Source organism: Enterobacter sp. 4974935 (assembly GCF_058661735.1).
Map to the genome: position 1 here is coordinate 4,121,135 of NZ_JBZWGT010000003.1, position 16,160 is coordinate 4,137,294.

A 16,160-nucleotide genomic window follows, 5' to 3' on the forward strand; every position below is an offset into this window, starting at 1 on the left:
GATGGCCCCTTACTTCTTATGACGAATACGCGGGTTCACCACGCCGTACAGCAAATCGACCAGCAGGTTGACGAGGATAATCATCGTCGCGACCAGCAATACACCGCCCTGCACAACCGGATAGTCACGGCGTTGCAGCGCATCAATCAGCCAGCGTCCAAGGCCTGGCCAGGAGAAGATGGTTTCGGTCAGGATCGCCCCGGCCAGCAGCGTACCGACCTGCAAACCGATAACGGTCACCACCGGCAGCATGGCGTTACGCAGGGCATGAATGATGATGACGCGCATACGGGTCAGACCTTTAGCGCGGGCAGTCCGAATATAATCTTCGCCCAGCACTTCCAGCATGGAGGAACGAGTCATACGCACGATCACCGCAAGTGGGATGGTGCCCAGCACCATTGCAGGCAGGATCATGTGCGCAACCGCATCAATGAAGTTGCCCTCTTCGCCCCAGATCGCCGTATCAATCAGCATAAAGCCGGTTAACGGGTTGGTGTCGTCAAGGAAAACCATATCGCTGACACGTCCGGAGACCGGCGTCAGGTTCCACTGTACCGAGACCAGCATGATCAGCATCATGCCCCACCAGAAGATAGGCATGGAGTAGCCGGTCAGTGCCAGGCCAACGGCGGTGTGGTCGAAAATAGAGCCACGCTTAACGGCAGCCAGCACGCCGACGGGAATCCCCACCGCGGTCGCGAAGATCATGGCGCAGATGCCGAGTTCCAGCGTCGCCTGGAAACGCGGCACGAACTCGTCCCACACCGGAAGACGGCTTTTCAGTGAAATCCCTAAATCGCCGTGTAATACGCCCCAGATGTAGTGGAGGTACTGCTGCCACATCGGCTTATCAAGGCCGAGTTCAGCCAGCAGTTGCGCATGACGTTCAGGGGAGATACCACGCTCGCCCGCCATAATCATCACCGGATCACCCGGAATCATATGGACGAAGGCAAAAGTGAGAAGGGTGATACCGATAAACGTCGGGATAACCAGTCCCAGACGTCGGAGGATGAACTGCAACATAACCCGGATTCTCTCTGATGACGCACGCTCAGTAGCGTGACGTCTGTATTGCTCACAAATGTAAATTCCCTCTCCCTTCGGGAGAGGGTTAGGGTGAGGGGATGCATGCACGCCCCTCACCCCTGCCCTCTCCCACAGGGAGAGGGAGAACACTCTACTTATTATTCAACAGACACGTTTTCGAAGTGGTGTTTGCCCAGTGGATCGACCACGTAGCCCTTCACTTCTTTACGCACTGGCTCGTACACGGTGGAGTGAGCAACAATCAGCGCCGGAGCCTGATCGTGCATGACAACCTGCGCTTGCTTGTACAGTTCGATACGTTTGTTGTGATCATCGGTCGCACGCGCTGGCTGGATCAGGTCTTCAAACGGCTTGTAGCACCAGCGAGAGTAGTTGGAACCGTCTTTCGCTGCCGCACAGCTGAACAGGGTCGCGAAGAAGTTGTCCGGATCCCCGTTGTCGCCGGTCCAGCCCATCATGACCGCCTGGTGTTCGCCCGCTTTGGCGCGTTTCAGGTACTCGCCCCACTCGTAGGTCACAATTTTGGCCTGTACGCCAATCTTCGCCCAGTCAGCCTGAACCATTTCCGCCATACGACGTGCGTTCGGGTTGTAAGGACGCTGTACCGGCATCGCCCACAGCTCAACGGTGAAACCTTTATCCTGGCCCGCTTCTTTCAGCAGCGCTTTCGCTTTCTCAGGATCGTAGGTGTAGTCCTTAATGTCGTCGTTATAGCCCCACATGGTTGGTGGGATCAGGTTCTTGGCCGCAACACCAGCGCCCTGATAAACGGCTTTGATGATCGCTTCTTTGTTCACCGCGTAGGTCAGCGCCTGACGCACTTTCACGTCATCGAACGGTTTCTTCTCGGTGTTGAAGGAGAGATAACCCACGTTCAGGCCCGCCTGCTCCATCAGGTTGATATTTTTGTCCTGCTTCATGCGCGCGATGTCAGCCGGGTTTGGATACGGCATCACCTGACATTCGTTTTTCTGCAATTTTGCGTAACGCACGGATGCGTCAGGCGTGATGGAGAAGACCAGACGGTCGATCTGCGGCTTGGTGCCCCAGTAGCCCGGGAAGGCTTTATACAGAATACGGGAATCTTTCTGGTACTGAAGCAGCTGGAACGGGCCGGTACCGATTGGGTTCAGGTCCACTTTTTCCGGCGTGCCGGCTTTCAGCATGTTGTCCGCGTACTCTTTAGAGAGAATAGAGGCGAAGTCCATCGCCAGGTCAGCGAGGAATGGCGCTTCCGGACGCGTCAGCACGAACTGAACGGTTTTATCGTCCACTTTTTTCACTTCAGCAATCAGGTCTGGCAGACCCATCCCTTCGAAGTATTCATAGCTGCCGCCAGACACTTTATGGTACGGGTTCTGGGCATTTTTTTGACGGTCGAAGGAGAACACTACGTCGTCGGCGTTAAAGTCGCGCGTAGGTTTGAATTCTTTGCTGTCCTGCCACTTCACGCCCTGACGCAGGTGGAAGGTATAGGTTTTACCGTCTTCGCTGATATCCCACTTTTCAGCCAGGCCAGGAATCACTTCCGTGGTGCCGGTTTTAAATTCAACCAGACGGTTATAGATCGGTACAGAGCTTGCGTCGTAAGTCGTACCAGAGGTAAAGAGCTGTGGGTTAAAGCCTTCCGGAGAGCCTTCAGAACAGTAAACCAGGGTTTTTGCCTGTACGCTTGCTGCGACGGTCATGGCCACCAGGCTCAGACCAAGCTTCAGCATCCCTGACTTCTTCAAGGAAATACTCATTATTGTGCTCCAATGTGATGTTTTGCTTTGTTGTGTTACGCCGCCTGACCTTTATTTATTTTTTACCCGGTCCGGTCGGTGATGCCCGAGGGCGTTAAAAGGGATAGAGAATCCTTTCAGAAGAGCGTTTGAGTTGCAGCGCAGATCCTCCCTGAAATGCCCCTCGTGCCCTACAATCTGTCAACAGAATGTGAAAACGTCAATACAGGTGGCGGGGATTTACGTGGAGTGTGAGAAACCGCAAACAAAGATTAAAAAAACTCTGAATGCCAGTTTTCAGCAGAGAAATTTATGCTACTCGCCATGTTGCAGCACAAACCCCTCCCTATTTCGCAACACCCAGTGATTAAGTTTTATTCAGAATGGGTAAATTTTCTTACAGAATGGTGATTATCTGAGCACTAAATACCGCGAACGTTAAAACGCACAGCGAAAAATGCTGAGGTTATCCATAAGCAACGCGAAAAAAGATCAAACTATATATAAAAAAATACAATGGATTATGTCACAAAACCGCAAGCAGGCAGGGGGAAGCAGGGCTAAGGGGTATTTTGAGGACTCGGGTGGGGTAACGCGTTAATGCAAAAAGGGCTAACCTTGCGGTTAGCCCTTTTTAGAATGTGGTCGGCGAGAGAGGATTCGAACCTCCGACCCACTGGTCCCAAACCAGTTGCGCTACCAAGCTGCGCTACTCGCCGAATGCGGAGCGCATCTTACTGCTGAGGTGCGCCCTCGTCAATCCCTTATTTTCAAAAAGCCATTCAACTGGCGATATTCTCGCCAGACCAGCTACTGCGCGGCTTTTGTGGTGTTATCAGGGAGTTTACACCAGTTGTTGTTTTCGTTAATCCCACCGTTCGGTGAGGTATAGCCGAGACAGCCCATAATAGTGTCGTACAGCTCAACGTGACGGCGCGGTACCTTAATCTCTGCCTGCTGTTTCAGGTGGGCAAACATTTTGGCTTTGTCCGGGTTTTCCAGATACTTGTCCGACATCCACATGATCATCGGCACGCGGAACTGCTCTGGTGGCGCCAGCTTACGCGGCGTACCGTGTAAATGCTCTTTCTCGTTGATGGACTCACCGTGGTCGGCCGCGTAGATCACAATCGCTTTCTTATCGCGAAGCTGGTCAATCACCCGGCTGAGGAAGGTATCCACATACAGAATCGAGTTATCATAGGCATTGATCAACTCCTGCTTGCTACAGTTCTTGTTAATGCCGACGCACTCAGGCGTCCATTTGGCGAAATCGCGCGTGTAACGCTGATAGTAGCTGTAGTGTGACCCTTTGGTATGCAGAACAATAAGGTGCTTACCCTGCGGATGGTTTTTCAGCGACTGTTCCATTTCAGAGAGCAGCAGCATGTCATCAACGTTCTTTCCGCGGTTACGCGGCTCGGCGCCAATCTGCTCGCGGTAGGCGATGTTATCCGCCATGGTGTTGGTGTAGAACCACATCTCACTTTGCATGGCGAACAGATCGGAGCTAAATCCAAGCTGCTTCAGAACAGCAAACACGTTTTGCTCTTTGAGAGTGCGCTGAGGGTTATCACTCGCACCGCCCTCGCGAACAAACATACAGCGCAACGAGAGCTTCGTGGCGGTATCGCAGGAGTAGCCGCGGTATGCCACCAGATTCTTTTCCTGCGCCAGTTTCGGGGTGGTATCGCGGTCATAACCGAGAATACCCATATGATCCCAGCGCGTCGTTTCGCCGATAACGAAGACCACGTAAGTATCATCCAGCCCGTCAGCCGGAGCCTGGTAGGTGAACTTTTTGGTCGGGTTAATCAGCGATTTCACATCGCTGGATTCGTCCGCCTGAGCCCAGGCATAAAGACCTAACGCCGACAGCCAGTTAGACGGCAGGTACGAGTTAGCCACCACGCCGCCGTAGCTTGGCATATCCACGCCTGTCGCTTTTTCGATCCGTTTTTGCTGCTTTTCCATCAGGCGAATAGGCGCCCATACCAGCAGACCCGCCAGAAGAACGACGGCGACGTTGCGGATGCGCTGTCCCCGGGTACGCAACTGGCGTAACAGGGTGTAGCGACAGGTGTTACTCCAGATAAAAAAGAGCGGGATCAGGCAGGTCAGAATCGTCCACAGGATGAACCCTTGACCCACCACCTCTTTCGAGAGGTCGATGTCCGTGGTCATCACCGAGGCCACAATACCGTAGCCAATGACCACGTTCATGAATGTCATGTAATAGCTTGCGGCGGCGGAGATAATCACCACCAGCGAGGCCAGAATTTGCCATGTACGACGGCCAAAGAGAGAGAGCAGGCGTAACAGGAAGAAGGTCGCCAGAATTGAGCCAAACACTTCAATCGCGGCAAAAATTCCATTTCTTACAGTGAGGTGTTCGAAATAACCTTCCACTCGTCTGAACAGCACCGCGCCATTCAGAAACAAACCGATATAGACAGCCAGCATCAGACACAATCTTTGCTGGGTAAGAGACCTAATATATTTCATGCAAACAACCCTGGGGGAAGGGGTATAAAAACCCGCCGAATCTCAGTGAGAAAGCTGACAGAGTAAGTAGATGCGAGAGAAACCGTTATCAGAAACGTCTACAAGCGCGATAAGTAGACCACAGCAGGGAAGAAAAGTGGCAGCAGAGAATGTGAATCGATGAAGATTTTTACAAAATAGCAAGTCCGGAAGCGATTTAGAAATAAATAAAAGAGGCCCTGCGGCCTCTTTTCATCGCATCATACATGCGCTTCTTTATACAGTTCGCGCTGCGGCTGACGGATCGTGGTGGACAGCGCCAGCGAAATAATCAGCAAGGCAAATATCACGCAGAAGGTTACGTAGAAGCCGCCAAACAGCGAGGCAATCAGTGAACCGCAAATACTGCCGATACCGAAGCCGAGATAAATGACGCCGTAGTTTTTCGCCAGGTTGTTCAGGCCGAAGAACTCGCTCACCAGTGACGGGAAGACGGTAATAGTGCCGCCAAAGTTAAAGGCTACGCAGGCAATTGCTGCAAAGAATGTCGCCTCGTTCAGCGGAGCGAACAGCAGAGCTGCCATACCCACCAGGGAGATGACCTGCCCCAGCGTAATCACACGGATACGGGCGATTTTGTCAGACAGGATACCCAGTACCAGACGACCCGAGAGGTTAGCGATGGAGATGACCGTTACCGCGTTCGCCGCCGTCGCCGCGTCCAGTTTTACCATCCCCTGCGCGATATCTTTCGCCACACCGATGACATACAGACCGCTCATGCAGGCCGTCAGGAACATCACCGCCAGCATCCAGTACTGCGGCTTACGCATGGACTGAGCGAGGGTGAAATCGTTCTCCACCACGCCGTTAACGGTTTTCACTTCCTGCTGCGGCGCATCTTTCATCAGCGTGGCGCCGAAGAGGATCATTACCAGCACAATCACGCCCCAGATCATAAAGGTTTTCTCAAGCCCCACCGAGGCCAGCAGATGGGAGTCAATGAATTTGAACCCCAGGCTGCCCAGGCCATATGAACCAATGGCAAACGCGGAAATAAGCCCTTTACGCTCCGGGAACCACTTCACGCAGTTAGACAGCGTCAGCAGATAACCTGCGCCGTCCGCCAGACCCACCAGCACCCCGGCGCTTAGCCACAGCATCATCAGGTTGTTTGAATGTGCCGTCAGGAAGAAGCCCACGCCCAGCAGGATCCCGGAGGCCATGGTTACGCGCTTCACGCCGAAGCGCTCCTGAAGTTTGCCCGCCACGGAAGAGGAAATCGCTAATCCAAGGCTCAGCAAGCCGAAGGAGAATGCCACCTGGCTTATCGGTGCGCCGAGCTTATCGGACAGGGCGCTGTTAAACAGGCTCCAGGTATAGACCGAGCCCAGTGCGAACTGGGTAACGATGGTGCCGAAAAGCGTCAGCCAACGCGTGCGGTTATAAGTTGATGTGTTCATGGCAGTGTCCTGCAAGAGAAATTAAGGAAGTTCGCTGAGGACACGATAAACAAAACCCCAAAACGCCAGGGGTAAAACGGCATGAAATGCAGGAGATACGGAATGAAATGCCTGGAAGCGGGAATGAATGACCTTGCCGGAAAAGAAAACGCTTAAAGGTGAGTGACCACTATCACCACAGCCCGCGCCGTTATTGTATTAAATATGTTACCGCAGCGTTTAAAAAAGTAACAATCCTAAAATTTGGCGCTTAAGCCCAGGGTGTACAAATATTCTTCCTCCGACTGCTGGTTGTAGCTGATCTTCGCCCAGGGATGTAAATCACCATACTGCGTATCAACGCGCCACCCCAACGAGTTCACGCTGGCATGCCAGAGGGGATCGGTAAGCGGCTGCGTGGTAGTTACCTCACCAAATGCATTCACCGTTGCAGGGGGAGCGCCATCAGTGCGCCACGCCATGACGGGGCCGGTGGTAAAATGTCCCGCCACGGGAAAATTCCAGCCAACGCTCAGAACGGTTTCCGCATCTGAACCGGATGGGTCGTTCAGGGCAAAGCCCGCAGCATTCTGCGAATGGTTGATACGCTCCGCGAGAATATCTTCATAACGAGGTTGGTGATCGGCGTCCCATGTATAGCGTTCCGTCGTATTACTTTGTGCATCTGAAACGATATATTCCTGTTGCCACGCAAAAGCGGTGTTACATATAAGCAGGCAGGCTGAGACACCCACCAGGCCAGAAGCAGCATGGCGACCACTGATTTTTTTTAACATCATCAAAGCGACTCCAGAAAGAGCCGAGTTCGGCGATATATGTCATTGTTCGAAGAGGTATTAGGGCGTATAGCCCTGTATTAACTATTGTCTCTTTAGCAAACACGTCAAGCCGGGCAGATTGAAATTTTTGCGTTTACCGTATCAGGAAGGGAGATGACCTATGCAACGTTGCGGCTGGGTAAGCCAGGATCAGCTTTATATCGATTATCACGACAAGGAATGGGGCGTGCCGGAAACCGACGGTAAAAAACTGTTTGAAATGATTTGCCTTGAAGGCCAGCAGGCCGGGCTGTCGTGGATCACCGTTCTGAAAAAGCGTGAGAACTATCGCAAGGCCTTCCACCATTTCGATCCGGTTGCGGTGGCCGCCATGACCGACGAAGACGTGGAAAGGCTGGTTCTGGATACCGGTATCATCCGCCATCGCGGTAAAATTCAGGCCATTATTGGTAACGCGCGTGCTTATCTGGCGATGGAGCAAAACGGCGAACCCTTCTCAGCTTTTGTCTGGTCGTTTGTGGATAACGAGCCGAAGGTAACGCAGGCCGCCACGCTTGCAGAGATCCCAACGTCTACCCCCGCCTCAGATGCCCTGTCAAAAGCGCTGAAAAAACGCGGCTTTAAGTTTGTGGGCACCACCATCTGCTACTCCTTTATGCAGGCCTGCGGGCTGGTCAATGACCATATTAAGGGCTGCTTCTGCCACCCGGAGGGCCACCATGATCCGCAAATGGCAAAGTGAGGATACCGCTCCGCTTTTGAGTCTGTGGCTGGAGAGCACCACCGAGGCGCATCCGTTTATCGACGCAAGTTACTGGCAAGCGAATGAAGCGGTAGTGCGGGATGATTACCTTCCCGCCGCCGAGACCTGGGTCTGGGAGGAAAACGGTACCCTGTGCGGTTTTATCAGCGTCATGCAGTTCCAGTTCGTGGGGGCGTTGTTTGTCGCCCCGGCGTTCATCGGAAGGGGGATCGGGCGTGCGCTGCTGAACTATGTTCAGCAGCACTACCCGTATTTAACCCTGGAGGTGTATCAGAAAAACGTGCGGGCGGTGAATTTCTATCATGCTCAGGGTTTTCGCATCGAAGACAGCGCCTGGCAGGATGATACCCAACACCCGACGTGGATCATGAGCTGGCAGGCGGATCAAATGCCGTAAGGGGAAGCGCCGGTCCCTCATATTTCTCCACCCATGCCAGCGCCGTATTCCCCGCACAGCCATTCCCCAGCTTCGAGCTGGGGAGATCTTTGGTCAGGACGTTTACGGCGCCGTTCTTACAAATACCGCCCTCGTCCAGCGCCAGATCCGGCCATGCTCCCTGATGAATGCAGAACACGCCAGGGCGGATCCCGTCACTCACCACGGCGCCAGCCAGCACCTGCCCGCGTGCGTTCCAGACGCGAACGAGATCGCCGTCGTTAATCCCCCGCGCCTTTGCATCGTCGTTATTCAGCGCGATCGGCTCACGACCCGCCACCGCATACTGCTCGCGCAGAGCCGAATAGTTGAGCTGGCTGTGCAGACGATGGGCAGGATGGGCAGACAGCAGCTGAAGCTGCCCCGGCTGCGCATTGCCATGCCATTCGTCCGGCTCCAGCCACGCCGGGTGCGGCGGGCAGTCCGCGTAGCCAAAGCTGGCGATGCGCTTGCTGTGGATCACAATCTTCCCGCTTTCGGTTTTTAACGGGTGATTCTCCGGATCGCGACGGAAGTCAGCAAAGCGCACAAACCGCGCGTTCTGCTCGCTTTCCGGCATTTCGAAGAGTTGATTCGCCTCCCAGAATTCAGCAAATGGCGGCAGCGTCACGCCCTGCGCAGCCCCGCGCTGGCTGGCTATCTGGTAAAACGTTTCGAGCCATTGCAGATCCGTTTTGCCCTCGGTGAAACGCTCGCGCCCGCCCGCTTCCCATAATTCACTCAGGTCAGCAAAGACGTCAAAATCATCACGCGCTTCATCCCGGGGGGCCACGACGCGCTTCATCGGAACCATGTGCTGGTTGCTGTAATCCCCGGTCATGGTGAGATCGTTACGCTCGAACGAGGTCGTGGCGGGCAACACGATGTCGGCATGTTTCGCTGACGCGGTCCAGAAGCACTCCGAGATCACCACCAGCTCCGGCTTCTGCCAGGCGCGGATCAGGCGGTTGGTATCCTGGTGATGGGTGAAGTTGGCCCCGCCCGCCCACCAGACAAACTTAATATCCGGGAAATGGCGATCCTGGCCGTTGTGCTGATAAAACCCGCCCGGGTTCTCCAGGGCCTCAACAATGCGCGCCACGGGAATTTTATCCACCGCGTCCACGCCACCCTGCACTGAGCCCTGCATGGACGCCAGCACCGCCGCTTTACGCGTTGGATTACCGCCGTTGGCAAAGTGATAGGAAAGCCCAAAACCGCCGCCGGGTGTGCCAATCTGCCCGAGCATCGCGGCGAGCGTCACCAGCATCCAGTGTTTTTGCTCGCCAAACTGCTGGCGCTGCATTCCCCAGCCGGACATCAGCATCGTGACGTTGCTATGGAATAACGCCGCCAGTTCGCGGATTTTAACGGCATCAACGCCGCAAACCGCAGCGGCCCACTCTGCGGTTTTGGCGACACCGTCGGTTTGGCCCGTCAGGTAGTCGGCAAATTTATCGAAGCCCGTTGTACAGCGCGTAAGAAAATCCGTATCGTGCCAGCCGTTCTCCACAAGGGTATGGGTGATACCCAGCATCATCGCCACGTCGGTGCCCATATGGGGCGCGATCCACTCGGCGCTGTCGCCGAAGAAATCCAGGGTTTCAGAGCGCATCGGATCGATACAGATGATGCGTTTGCCGCTTTTGCGCAGCGCGTCGAAGTAGGAAACGCCCTGCTCGTCGGACGCATTCCAGGCAATTTTCAGTGTATTGAGCGGGTTGGCGCTCCACAGCACCACCACGTCGGTATGCTCCAGCACCAGCGGCCAGCTGGTCTGCTGCTGATAAACCTCATTGCCGCCCACGACGTAAGGCATGATCGCCTGCGCTGCGCCGGTCGAGTAATCACCCAGATGGCCAGTATAGCCCCCGGCCAGGCTCATGTAGCGTTGCAGCAGGGTGGCGGCCTTATGCAGCACGCCATTTGAGCGCCAGCCATAGGAGCCGGCAAATACGGACGACGGGCCATAGCTGTCGCGGATGCGTTTATGCTGCGTATGGATCAGCGCCAGGGCATCGTCCCAGCTCACGCGCACGAACTCATCCTGCCCGCGAATACCTTGCGGTTTATCCGGTGACGCCAGAAAGCCTTTACGCACCATCGGCCAGCGTACGCGAGTTTTGCTATGTACCTGATCGCGAACGACGGTCTGTAAAGAGTTGAGATGGCGCGAAGGCAAAGCCCCGCGAGACGACAGCACGGTGTCGCCATCGGTTTCGACCAGCATCGGCCCCCAGTGGGCGGCGGTCAGAATGGTTTTTGTTGAGGTGCTCAAAGCGTGCGCTCCTGGTTGCGTGCAGGTATGACGGCCTTTCATTGAGGCAGTTTATCGTTTGTGACAAATTTCAGAGTTATACACTGAATTTTCTCCGTATTCGGACGTCATAATCCACTGCCACGTCCGTCGTGGCAAAGAATAAAAAGGATTAAGGAAATAAGATGAAAAAACGCGTACTCGTTATTGCCGCTCTGGTGAGCGGTGCTCTGGCTGTTTCAGGCTGCACAACCAACCCTTACACCGGCGAACGCGAAGCGGGTAAATCCGGCATTGGCGCGGGTATTGGTTCCCTGGTGGGCGCTGGCGTTGGCGCACTCTCCTCCTCCAAGAAAGATCGCGGTAAAGGTGCGCTGATTGGCGCAGCGGCAGGCGCAGCCCTGGGCGGCGGCGTGGGTTATTACATGGATGTGCAGGAAGCAAAACTCCGTGACAAAATGAAAGGTACAGGCGTGAGCGTGACGCGCAGCGGTGACAACATCATCCTGAACATGCCAAACAACGTGACCTTTGACAGCAGCAGCGCGACGCTGAAACCCGCAGGCGCGAACACCCTGACCGGCGTGGCCGCGGTGCTGAAAGAGTACAACAAAACTGCCGTGAACGTGATTGGCTACACCGACAGTACCGGCAGCCAGGATCTGAACATGCGTCTGTCGCAGCAGCGTGCCGATTCCGTGGCCAGCTCGCTGATCACCCAGGGCGTAGAAGCGAACCGCATCCGCACCAGCGGCATGGGTCCGGCTAACCCGATCGCCAGCAACAGCACGGCGGAAGGCAAAGCGCAGAACCGCCGCGTTGAGATTACGTTGAGCCCTGTGCAGTAGGTAAAAGCAAAACGGCAACCCCGTTGCCGTTTTTAGTGTTTGCGCCCTCTCCCGTGGGAGAGGGTTGGGGTGAGGGCATCAGGCCGCCACCCGGCAAATTGCTTGATTCGTCAGATTTTCCCGCTAAGGTATTCTCACTAATTTCAGGGAAATCAGCGATGAGCAAACCAACCCGGGCCACCATCAGCGACGTGGCGAAAGCCGCCAAAACCGGTAAAACCAGCATTTCACGCTACCTCAACGGCGAGAAACACCAGCTTTCCGATGCGCTGCTGGCGCGAATTGAACAGGCCATTGCCGATCTCGACTACCGTCCCAGCCTGATGGCGCGCGGCCTCAAGCGGGGTCGTACCCGTCTGATTGGCCTCATCATCGCCGATATCACCAACCCTTACTCCGTTAACGTCCTCAGCGGCATTGAGGCGGCGTGCCGTGAGAAAGGCTTTACCCCGCTGGTCTGTAACACCAATAACGAAGTTGATCAGGAGTTGCACTACCTCGATCTGCTGCGCAGCTATCAGGTGGAAGGGATCGTGGTCAATGCCGTCGGGATGCGCGAAGAGGGACTGAATCGCCTGCAACAATCGTCGCTGCCGATGGTGCTTATTGACCGCAAAATCCCGGAATTTGCCTGCGATGTGGTCGGGCTGGATAACACCCAGGCGGCCACCACTGCTACCGAACATCTGATTGAACAGGGTTTCGAAGCCATTTTGTTCCTGAGCGAACCGCTGGGTATGGTTAACACCCGCCGCGACCGCCTGGCTGCATTTCGTGCCACGCTGGCGCGTTATCCCGGTGTGATCGCCGAAAATGCCGAAATCTCCCTCCATGAAGCCGGTCAGCTGGATAATACCCTGCGCCAGTTCCATACCCGCCATCGGGGTATGCGCAAAGCGGTGATCTCCGCGAACGGGGCGCTGACGCTTCAGGTTGCCCGCTCGCTTAAACGCATTGGCCTGCACTGGGGCAGCGACATCGGCTTACTCGGCTTTGATGAACTGGAGTGGGCTGAACTTGCTGGCGTAGGCATTACCACCCTCAAACAACCCACCTGGCAGATCGGCTATGCCGCGGTTGAACAAGTGGTTCGCCGCATTGAAGGCACCCGCGACGCCGTACGCGAGCAGGTTTTTTCTGGCGAGCTGATCGTTCGCGGCTCTACTGCCCGTTAATTTCCCCTTCGTGACAGCGATCATAAATTCAGCATCCCGATCTTTTCTTTGGAACCGGTTCCATCTAGCGTAATACTATCGATTACGCCCTGGAGTCAGGAAATGAGCAGGAAAATTATGGTGGTCACCGCCGCGTATGGCGCGGATCAGGTGCGACAAGCAGGCGGTCAACGGGCGATGCTTCCCGTTATTGCCGGCGCAGGGGCTGATGGCGTTGAAATCCGCCGCGAGCTCTTCAGCAGCGACGAGTTAATGGCCCTGCCTGCGCTCGGCGAGTCCATTGAACTGCTGGGTTTACTGGCGTGCTACTCCGCCCCGGCCCCCCTGTTTATGCCCGATGGAACCCTCAACCCGGATCTTCCGCGCTACCTTAGCGAAGCCAGCACCCTGAACGCGCTGTGGCTTAAAGTCTCGCTGGGCCATTTCAGCGACAAACAACCGCTTGAAGCCCTGCGCGTACTGCTGGATGAAAGCGGCATGACGCTGGTGGTGGAAAACGACCAGACCGACTGCGGTCAGCTCGCTCCGATGCAGCGCTTCAAAGCCGCCTGCCGGGTAATGGCGCTGCCGGTCACGCTGACGTTCGATATGGGCAACTGGCTGTGGGTTGGCGACTCCCCGGAAGAGGCTGCACGTCAGTTGGCTCCCGCCGTGAGCTACATTCATGTGAAGGCCGCGATCCCGCATAAGGCGCAATTCCGCGCCGTCGCGCCGGATCAGACCGATTCTCGCTGGCGGGATCTGCTTAATCAACTCCCTGCCGATGCGCCACGCGGTATCGAATTTCCGCTGGAAGGGACGGATCTCACCGCCGTCACCCGCCATTACGTCAACCTGCTGCGCGAGGAGTAAACCATGCACAAGACGCTGGATGTCATCACCATCGGCGAGGCCATGGCGATGTTTGTCGCCACCGAAACAGGCGAGCTGAGCGCAGTGGAGCACTTTATCAAACGCGTTGCAGGTGCTGAGCTGAATGTTGCTACCGGCCTTGCGCGGCTGGGGCTGAATGTTGGCTGGGTAAGCCGCGTGGGAAATGACAGCTTTGGCCATTTCGTACTCGACTCGCTGAAAAAAGAGGGCATTGATGCCGCAGGCGTGACCCTCGACGGACGCTTCCCGACGGGTTTTCAGCTGAAATCTAAAGTTGAAAATGGAACCGATCCCATCGTGGAGTATTTCCGTAAAGGCTCAGCGGCAAGCCATCTCTCCGTGGATGATTATCACGCCGCGTATTTCTCCTCCGCGCGCCACCTGCACCTGAGCGGCGTGGCGGCGGCGCTCTCGGCCAGTTCGTACGATTTACTCGATCATGCCGCTTCGGCAATGAAAGCGCAGGGCAAAACGATCTCCTTTGATCCAAACCTGCGTCCGGTGCTGTGGAAAAGCGAAGCGGAGATGGTTGAGAAACTCAACCGACTGGCGTTTCAGGCGGACTGGGTACTGCCGGGGGTAAAAGAGGGAATGATCCTCACTGGCGAGAGCACGCCGGAAGGCATTGCTGATTTTTACCTCAACAAAGGAGTAAAAGCCGTGGTGCTGAAAACCGGTGCTGACGGTGCATGGTTCAAAACTGCCGACGGCGAGCAAGGCGCCGTCGCTGCGGTAAAAGTCGATAACGTGGTCGATACCGTGGGTGCGGGCGATGGGTTTGCCGTCGGGGTCATCAGCGCCCTGCTGGAGGGCAAACCGCTGTCGCAGGCCGTGGCGCGAGGCAACAAAATTGGTTCGCTGGCGATTCAGGTGCAGGGCGACAGCGAAGGATTACCAACACGAGCAGAGCTCGGAGTCTGAATTCTCTCTCCCACAGGGAGAGGGCCAGGGTGAGGGCAGCAATCCGCACCAGATAATTAAGCCACCGTGTACCCTACAGACAACGGCGGCAACAACCTCAACAACAGAGGCAAGCCTATGAACAGTTCGACCAATGCAGTAAAACGCTGGTGGTACATCATGCCAATCGTGTTTATCACGTACAGCCTGGCGTACCTGGATCGTGCCAACTTCAGTTTTGCATCCGCCGCCGGGATCAACGAAGACCTCGGGATCACCAAAGGGGTTTCCTCCCTGCTGGGCGCCCTCTTCTTCCTGGGTTATTTCTTCTTCCAGATCCCCGGCGCGATTTACGCTGAACGCCGCAGCGTGCGAAAGCTCATTTTCATCTGCCTGATCTTATGGGGTGCATGTGCATCGCTGACTGGCGTGGTGAATAACATTCCTGCTCTGGCGGCTATTCGCTTTATTCTCGGCGTGGTTGAGGCGGCCGTCATGCCAGCAATGCTGATTTACATCAGCAACTGGTTCACAAAATCTGAGCGTTCACGTGCCAATACGTTCCTGATACTCGGTAACCCGGTCACCGTGCTGTGGATGTCGGTGGTTTCCGGCTATCTGATCCAGTCCTTCGGCTGGCGCGAGATGTTCATCATCGAAGGGGTTCCCGCGATTATCTGGGCCTTCTGCTGGTGGGTGCTGGTGAAAGATAAGCCAGCCCAGGCAAAATGGCTTTCTGAAGACGAAAAAGCCGCACTCCAGGCGCAGCTGGATAAAGAGCAGCAGGGGCTGAAAGCGGTGCGTAACTACGGCGAAGCCTTCCGCTCCCGGAACGTTATTCTGCTATGCGCACAGTATTTTACCTGGAGTATTGGCGTGTACGGCTTTGTTCTGTGGCTGCCGTCGATTATCCGCAGCGGCGGTGAAAACCTTGGCATGGTGGAAGTGGGCTGGCTGTCATCAGTGCCTTACCTGGCTGCAACCATCGCGATGATTATCGTCTCCTGGGCATCGGACAAGCTGCAAAACCGAAAGCTGTTCGTCTGGCCACTCCTGCTGATCGCTGCTTTTGCCTTCATTGGTTCCTGGGCCGTAGGCGCGAACCACTTCTGGGCCTCGTATACGCTGCTGGTGATTGCGGGTGCGGCCATGTATGCCCCCTATGGTCCGTTCTTTGCCATCATCCCGGAAATGCTGCCGCGTAACGTCGCAGGGGGCGCGATGGCGCTGATCAACAGTATGGGTGCGCTGGGTTCGTTCTTTGGCTCGTGGTTTGTGGGCTATCTGAACGGCGCCACCGGCAGCCCTTCAGCTTCTTACATCTTTATGGGGGTGGCGCTTTTTGCCTCGGTATGGCTTACTCTGATCGTTAAGCCTGCTAATAATCAACAGCTACCCGTCGGCGCACGCCACGCCTGAATCCTTT

At 55.6% G+C, this 16,160-nt stretch carries 13 protein-coding genes and 1 tRNA gene; 7 read left to right on the forward strand and 7 right to left on the reverse strand.

Translation table 11 applies throughout. From position 1 onward, the window contains the following. Positions 1-9: 9 nt before the first annotated feature. The 6 genes from dppB to AC4OVS_RS20955 form a co-directional block, all read right to left on the reverse strand. Positions 10-1,029, reverse strand: coding sequence for a dipeptide ABC transporter permease DppB (dppB, locus tag AC4OVS_RS20930; protein WP_022646696.1), 1,020 nt, complete (start codon positions 1,027-1,029; stop codon positions 10-12). Between the two features lie 161 nt (positions 1,030-1,190). Next, positions 1,191-2,798 carry a dipeptide ABC transporter periplasmic-binding protein DppA gene (dppA, locus tag AC4OVS_RS20935; RefSeq protein WP_022646695.1) on the reverse strand — a complete coding sequence of 536 codons (1,608 nt, stop codon included), beginning with the start codon at positions 2,796-2,798 and terminating at the stop codon, positions 1,191-1,193. A gap of 621 nt (positions 2,799-3,419) precedes the next feature. Further along, positions 3,420-3,496, reverse strand: a tRNA-Pro gene (locus AC4OVS_RS20940). Positions 3,497-3,587: 91 nt separating this feature from the next. Then, positions 3,588-5,282, reverse strand: coding sequence for a kdo(2)-lipid A phosphoethanolamine 7''-transferase (eptB, locus tag AC4OVS_RS20945; RefSeq protein WP_022646694.1), 1,695 nt, complete (start codon positions 5,280-5,282; stop codon positions 3,588-3,590). A gap of 239 nt (positions 5,283-5,521) precedes the next feature. Further along, positions 5,522-6,724, reverse strand: coding sequence for an L-lactate MFS transporter (locus tag AC4OVS_RS20950; RefSeq protein WP_023299065.1), 1,203 nt, complete (start codon positions 6,722-6,724; stop codon positions 5,522-5,524). 236 nt (positions 6,725-6,960) lie between these two features. Further along, positions 6,961-7,503 carry a lipase gene (locus tag AC4OVS_RS20955; RefSeq protein ID WP_023299064.1) on the reverse strand — a complete coding sequence of 181 codons (543 nt, stop codon included), beginning with the start codon at positions 7,501-7,503 and terminating at the stop codon, positions 6,961-6,963. 160 nt (positions 7,504-7,663) lie between these two features. Here AC4OVS_RS20955 and tag point away from each other — a divergent pair, with 160 nt between their 5' ends. Together tag and AC4OVS_RS20965 are read left to right on the forward strand one after the other, a co-directional pair. Beyond that, the gene (gene tag / locus AC4OVS_RS20960; RefSeq protein ID WP_022646691.1) at positions 7,664-8,245 is read left to right on the forward strand and encodes a DNA-3-methyladenine glycosylase I; all 582 of its coding nucleotides are present in this window, start codon (positions 7,664-7,666) and stop codon (positions 8,243-8,245) included. Further along, on the forward strand, positions 8,223-8,663 hold the full coding sequence (locus AC4OVS_RS20965) for an N-acetyltransferase (protein WP_022646690.1): 441 nt from the start codon (positions 8,223-8,225) through the stop codon (positions 8,661-8,663). Before tag ends, AC4OVS_RS20965 begins: the two co-directional genes overlap by 23 nt. Here AC4OVS_RS20965 and AC4OVS_RS20970 read toward each other — a convergent pair. Beyond that, positions 8,632-11,001: a molybdopterin guanine dinucleotide-containing S/N-oxide reductase gene (locus AC4OVS_RS20970; protein ID WP_491922685.1), complete on the reverse strand. Its 2,370-nt coding sequence runs from the start codon at positions 10,999-11,001 to the stop codon at positions 8,632-8,634. The two genes, AC4OVS_RS20965 and AC4OVS_RS20970, sit on opposite strands and share 32 nt — an antisense overlap. 122 nt (positions 11,002-11,123) lie before the next feature. Here AC4OVS_RS20970 and AC4OVS_RS20975 point away from each other — a divergent pair, with 122 nt between their 5' ends. The 5 genes from AC4OVS_RS20975 to AC4OVS_RS20995 all read left to right on the forward strand — a co-directional run bounded on the left by AC4OVS_RS20975 (position 11,124) and on the right by AC4OVS_RS20995 (position 16,153). Next, the gene (locus AC4OVS_RS20975; protein ID WP_022646688.1) at positions 11,124-11,786 is read left to right on the forward strand and encodes an OmpA family lipoprotein; all 663 of its coding nucleotides are present in this window, start codon (positions 11,124-11,126) and stop codon (positions 11,784-11,786) included. Between the two features lie 158 nt (positions 11,787-11,944). Continuing rightward, complete coding sequence (locus tag AC4OVS_RS20980) at positions 11,945-12,961, forward strand: LacI family DNA-binding transcriptional regulator (RefSeq protein WP_491922686.1); 1,017 nt, start codon at positions 11,945-11,947, stop codon at positions 12,959-12,961. A gap of 102 nt (positions 12,962-13,063) precedes the next feature. Beyond that, positions 13,064-13,813 carry a sugar phosphate isomerase/epimerase family protein gene (locus AC4OVS_RS20985; protein ID WP_032677165.1) on the forward strand — a complete coding sequence of 250 codons (750 nt, stop codon included), beginning with the start codon at positions 13,064-13,066 and terminating at the stop codon, positions 13,811-13,813. A gap of 3 nt (positions 13,814-13,816) precedes the next feature. Continuing rightward, positions 13,817-14,755, forward strand: coding sequence for a sugar kinase (locus tag AC4OVS_RS20990; RefSeq protein ID WP_063850214.1), 939 nt, complete (start codon positions 13,817-13,819; stop codon positions 14,753-14,755). A gap of 117 nt (positions 14,756-14,872) precedes the next feature. Next, positions 14,873-16,153, forward strand: a complete 1,281-nt coding sequence (locus AC4OVS_RS20995) for an MFS transporter (protein ID WP_001089079.1) — start codon at positions 14,873-14,875, stop codon at positions 16,151-16,153. Positions 16,154-16,160 lie beyond the last annotated feature (7 nt).